Raw genomic sequence first — 5067 nt, forward strand, 5'->3', positions numbered from 1 at the left:
GGCGGCGGGGGCGGCGGGACGGGCGTTGCCGGCGGTCGGGGTGGCGCGGGTGCGGGTAGCGGTGGTGCGGACGGTGGGGGCGGCGCGGGTGCCGGCGCTGAGGTGGGCGGGGTTGGGGTGGCGGTGCGGTTCGCCGTCCTCGGTGACTCGATGGCGGCCGGGCTGGGCGTGGACGACCCGGCGGAGTTGCCCGGTGTGGTGCTGGCGACCGGGCTGGCCGACGAGCTCGGGACGCCGGTGCGGCTGGAGACGTTCGCGGTCCCGGGAGCGACCAGCCGCGACCTGGCGTCGCAGGTGGACCGGGTGGTGGCCGAGCCGCCGGACGTGGCGCTGGTGATCATCGGCGGGAACGACGTGACGACCCGGCTGTCGGTCGCGGAGTCGGCGGTGCTGCTCGGCGCGCAGGTGCGGCGGCTGCGGGAGGCGGGCGTCGGCGTGGTCGTCGGCACGTGCCCCGACCTGGGCACGGTCCGGCCGATCGCCGAGCCGCTGCGGTCGGAGGCGCGGGAGTGGTCGTGCTGGCTCGCGCGGGCGCAGCGGGTGGAGGTGGAGCGGGCGGGCGGGGTCGCGGTGGCGCTGGGCGACCTGCTGGCGGCCGAGTTCCACGCCCGCGCGGCGGACTACTTCAGCCGCGACCGGTTCCACCCGAGCGCGGCCGGGTACGAGGCGGCGACGTCCGTCCTCCTGGCCCCGCTGTGCGGCGTCGTACGTCACGAGTGGTGGCCGCGCTGAACGGGCGTTAACTAGGCTGCACGTCACACGTTGCGGCGAAACAAAGGAGTTCCGTAATGCCTGAGGCCGTCATCGTTTCCGCCGCCCGGTCGCCCATCGGGCGCGCGGGCAAGGGTTCGCTCAAGGACGTGCGCGCCGACGACCTGACCGTCCAGGTCCTCAAGGCCGCGCTGGCGAAGGTGCCGCAGCTCGACCCGAACGACATCGACGACCTCATGCTCGGCTGCGGCCAGCCCGGCGGCGAGCAGGGCTTCAACATGGCCCGCGTGGTGGCCGTGCTGGCCGGGTACGACAACCTGCCCGGCACGACGGTGAACCGCTACTGCGCGTCCAGCGTGCAGACGACCCGCATGGCGATGCACGCGATCAAGGCGGGTGAGGGCGACGTCTTCATCAGCGCCGGCGTGGAGACGGTGTCGAGCTTCGCGCGCGGGTCGTCCGACGGGTGGCCGGGCACGCACAACCCGCTGTTCGCCGACGCCGAGGCCCGCAGCGCCGCCGTGGCCGGGTCCGGCGCGTCGGAGTGGGTCGACCCGCGGCAGAACGGGCAGCTGCCCGACATCTACATCGCCATGGGCCAGACGGCGGAGAACCTGGCGCTGGCCAAGGGCGTGACGCGGCAGGAGATGGACGAGTTCGGCGTGCGGTCGCAGAACCTCGCCGAGAAGGCCATCGCCAACGGCTTTTGGGCGCGCGAGATCACTCCCGTCACGAGGCCGGACGGCACAGTCGTGTCCGCCGACGACGGCCCGCGCCCCGGCGTGACGATCGAGGGCGTGTCGGGCCTGAAGCCGGTGTTCCGCCCGGACGGGCGGGTGACCGCGGGCAACTGCTGCCCGTTGAACGACGGCGCGGCCGCCCTGGTGATCATGAGCGACGCGAAGGCGCGCGAGCTGGGCATCACGCCGCTGGCGCGGATCGTGTCGACCGGCGTGTCCGGGCTGTCGCCGGAGATCATGGGCCTCGGGCCGGTGGAGGCGTCCAAGCGGGCGCTGGCGCTGGCCGGCATGTCGATCTCGGACATCGACCTGGTGGAGATCAACGAGGCGTTCGCGGCGCAGGTCATCCCGTCCTACCAGGACCTGGGGATCGACCTCGACCGGCTCAACGTCAACGGCGGCGCGATCGCCGTGGGCCACCCGTTCGGGATGACCGGCGCGCGGATCACCACGACGCTGATCAACTCGCTCCAGTTCCACGACAAGCAGTTCGGCCTGGAGACGATGTGCGTCGGCGGCGGCCAGGGCATGGCCATGGTCATCGAACGACTGAGCTGAACCGCGTCACGATTGCTGTTACCCCGCGTCCTACCCAAGAGTAGGAGGTCGGGTGACGATGGCTCACGTGTGGTGGCACAGCGGGTACGACCGGCTGTGCCACGCCTTTTCGGTGGAACAGACCTCGGGGGAGCACGCCGGGGCGGCGTACTTCGAGGCGGCGTGCGCGCACTCCGTGCCGCCGGAGCTGGTGGTCCGGTCGCCAGCCGGCGCGCTGTGCGTGCCGTGCCTGGTCGAGGTGGGGTCGGCGATGGAGGGGCGCGACGCCTGGCGCGACTGAACCCCACCGGGCCCGCGACCGCGACCGCGACAGACCGCGACGGACCAGGGCGGACGAAAGCGGACGTGGGCGAACGAAAGGGCGCCCCGGCCGGAGCCGGGACGCCCTTCGCGCGGTGCGGTTCGAGCCGGTCAGTCGCGCTGGAGGTACGACAGCAGTCGCAGGATCTCCAGGTACAGCCAGACCAGCGTGGTCATCAGGCCGAACGCGGCCAGCCAGGCGTACTTCGCCGGCAGGGCGCTGCGGATCATCTCGTTGGCGGCCTCGAAGTCCAACAGGAAGTTGAACGCCGCGATGCCGATCACGACGAGGCTGAACACGATGGCGAGCGTGCCGCCGTCGCGCAGACCCATGTTCACGCCGAACAGGCTCATGATCAGGTTGCCCAGCATGAGCACGACCACGCCGACGGTGGCGCCGATGATCCACTTCGTCAGGCGCGGCGTGACGCGGATCGCACCCGTCTTGTAGACCACGAGCATCGCGCCGAACACGCCGAACGTGCCGAGGATCGCCTGCCACGCGATGCCGGCGAACATGCTCTCGAACACGCCGGTGATGGCGCCGAGGAACACACCCTCGGCCGCCGAGTAGGCGAGCACCATCGGCGCGCTGGGCATGCGCTTGAAGATGATGACCAGGGCCAGGACCAGGCCGATGAGCATGCCGGGGATCATCAGCGCGAACGGCTGGACCTGGCCGGAGAGCACCAGCCACGCCGAGACGAAGCCGGTGACCAGGGCGATCGCGAGCGTGGCCGCGGTCTTGGTGACCACGTCGTCGATCGTGATCGGGCGCTCGCCCGTGGTCGGCGGCGCACCCTGGTAGCCGCCGTACTGCTGCGCCTCGTAGGGCTGGCCGAAGCCTGCGTAGTTACCGCTACCGCCGCCGGTCGGCAGGTTGCGGAACGCGGGGTTGCTGGTGGTACGCACCTCGTCCTCCTGTGGCGTGCTGACGCCGTCACGGGGTTCAACGACCACACGAGTCGATCGGTTCCCGTCGGGTAAAAGCGACTTTACTCGGACTGTCGATCTCGAATCCACGGCCCGCGCTGCGGAGCGTAGTCGGCACTCCACCCCGCTGGGGGCTTGTCGAGCTGATCAGGTAGCCGTAAGGCTCACCCAGGCAGCTCTTACAGACGCGCCGAGGGGTTCAGGACATCATGGGGTGGAGACGACTCACCGGCGCGGTGCTCGCGGCCGGTGTGACCTTGCTCGCCGTGCCCGCTGTTGCGGGCGCGCAAGCCGTGGAGGAGTTGGGGCACGAAGTCGCCGCGCAGGGCTACAACGGCAAACCGGCGGGCGAGGGCGACTGGCTCGGCTCGTACCAGTGGCGCGGCCAGCGCGTGTGGTGCGTGCAGTACTCGCTGCTCGCGCCGGACAGCACGCAGGAGTACCAGAACGGCGACGAGCTGCTGTCCAAGGGCGGCGTGAAGCTGCCTGACAAGGTGGCGTCGCACATCTCCTACCTGCTGCTCCGGTACGCCGGCACCAAGTCGGCGGACGAGGCGGCTGCGCTCGCGCACCTGCTGCACTCGTGGACGGCCTACCCGGACCCGGCCAACAAGGTCTACCTGGACCCGACCAAGGACTTCCAGGAGATCGCCTACGACGCGGACTTCCACTACCGGGAGCTGGCGAAGTTCGGCCAGGCCCAGCAGGCGGTCGACCGGCTGCGCCAGGACGCCGAGGCCAACAGCGGCCCGTGGACGGCGAGCGTGAGCGCGCCGACCGGCGACCAGGTCATCGGCGCCCCCGGCACGTGGGTGGTGGACATCACCAAGCCGGACGGCGGGCAGGTGGCCGGCGTCCCGGTGACGGTGGAGCTGACCGACGCCACGCTGAAGGGCGGCGGCGCGACCGGCGAGATCACCACGCCGGCCGACGGCAAGGCGCTCGCGGTGGAGGTCGTGCCGACCGGGCCCAACCCGTCGTTCACGGTGAAGCTGGACAGCCCGGCCGACCGGCCCAGGGTCCAGGTGCCGGTGGGCAACGTGGCCATGCAGCGGATCGTGACGACCGGCGGCGAGAAGAAGCTGACCGCGAACGCGTCCACGACCGCGAAGACCGCGCCCGGTGTGGTGAAGGTCGCCAAGACCGACGCCGAGACCGGCAAGGCGATCGGCGGCGTGGCGCTGCGCGTCACCGCGGCCGACGGCACGACGCCCGCGAAGCGGCAGGACGACACGGCGCTGACCGGCCCGGAGGGTGAGCCGATCGTGCTCCAGACCGCCGCCGACGGCACCGCGGTCGTGCCGGACCTGCGCACGCCGCAGGAGGTGTGCGTGGTCGAGGTGGCGCCCGCCAAGGGCTACGAGGAGCACTTCGACCCCAACGCGCCGCCCAAGGCGTGCGGGGTGGTCGACGCCGGGCAGACGCTGGCGCTGGCGTTGACGAACAAACCGGACAAGCCGATCGTGCCGATCACCATCCCGGCGGGCTCCGAGGGCGCCGGCGTGGTGGCCAAGGCGTCGTACACCACGACGGCGCCGACGGGCGCGCTGCTCGGCTTCGGCGGCGTGGTGCTGGCCGGCGCGGTCCTGCTCGGGCTCGTCGTCCGGCGACGGGCGTCCGCGCGGTCGTGAGGGCTCCGCTGACGGGTGCGGCGGTCGCGGCTCTGCTCGCGTCCGCCGTGCTCGTGTTCACCCAGGCCCCGTCGGTCGTGCTGGCGGGCCGGCCGACACCCGGTGACGCGGTCGTGCCGCACCCGCTGGGCGACAGCGCGCGCTCCGGCGACGGTGCGGACCTGGCCGGCATGCCGGTCGGCGCGAACCCGCCC

General features: G+C 72.1%; 5 protein-coding genes and 1 pseudogene. 5 read left to right on the plus strand and 1 reads right to left on the minus strand.

Going from position 1 to position 5067, the window contains the following annotated elements:
• Positions 1–117 precede the first annotated feature (117 nt).
• Genes ACFQ3T_RS34115 through ACFQ3T_RS34125 form a run of 3 tightly spaced genes read left to right on the plus strand, consistent with a single transcriptional unit; the run spans position 118 to position 2289 of the window.
• Complete coding sequence (locus ACFQ3T_RS34115) at positions 118–732, plus strand: SGNH/GDSL hydrolase family protein (protein ID WP_380729854.1); 615 nt, start codon at positions 118–120, stop codon at positions 730–732.
• Positions 733–788: 56 nt separating this feature from the next.
• Positions 789–2009 (plus strand): acetyl-CoA C-acetyltransferase, encoded by a 1221-nt coding sequence (locus ACFQ3T_RS34120; protein WP_380729856.1) that lies wholly within the window; start codon positions 789–791, stop codon positions 2007–2009.
• Between the two features lie 52 nt (positions 2010–2061).
• Positions 2062–2289 carry a hypothetical protein gene (locus tag ACFQ3T_RS34125; protein WP_380729858.1) on the plus strand — a complete coding sequence of 76 codons (228 nt, stop codon included), beginning with the start codon at positions 2062–2064 and terminating at the stop codon, positions 2287–2289.
• A gap of 131 nt (positions 2290–2420) precedes the next feature.
• Here the strand turns inward: ACFQ3T_RS34125 and ACFQ3T_RS34130 are convergent, their stop codons facing one another.
• A complete protein-coding gene (locus ACFQ3T_RS34130) occupies positions 2421–3221 on the minus strand; it encodes a Bax inhibitor-1/YccA family protein (protein WP_380729860.1) in 801 nt (266 codons plus the stop codon).
• A 230-nt stretch (positions 3222–3451) separates the two neighbouring features.
• Between ACFQ3T_RS34130 and ACFQ3T_RS34135 the strand changes: the two genes are divergently transcribed.
• Together ACFQ3T_RS34135 and ACFQ3T_RS34140 are read left to right on the plus strand one after the other, a co-directional pair.
• Complete coding sequence (locus ACFQ3T_RS34135) at positions 3452–4873, plus strand: MSCRAMM family protein (protein WP_380729862.1); 1422 nt, start codon at positions 3452–3454, stop codon at positions 4871–4873.
• Positions 4870–5067 (plus strand): annotated as a pseudogene (locus tag ACFQ3T_RS34140) (class F sortase); the annotation flags it as partial. The gene ACFQ3T_RS34135 and the pseudogene ACFQ3T_RS34140, both read left to right, overlap by 4 nt.

Source organism: Saccharothrix hoggarensis (assembly GCF_042678885.1).
Taxonomy (GTDB): domain Bacteria; phylum Actinomycetota; class Actinomycetes; order Mycobacteriales; family Pseudonocardiaceae; genus Actinosynnema; species Actinosynnema hoggarensis.

Coding starts and splice junctions, on each gene's coding strand:
- ACFQ3T_RS34120 (WP_380729856.1), top strand. CDS start 789: ATGCCTGAGGCCGTCATCGTTTCCGCCGCCCGGTCGCCCATCGGGCGC.
- ACFQ3T_RS34135 (WP_380729862.1), top strand. CDS start 3,452: ATGGGGTGGAGACGACTCACCGGCGCGGTGCTCGCGGCCGGTGTGACC.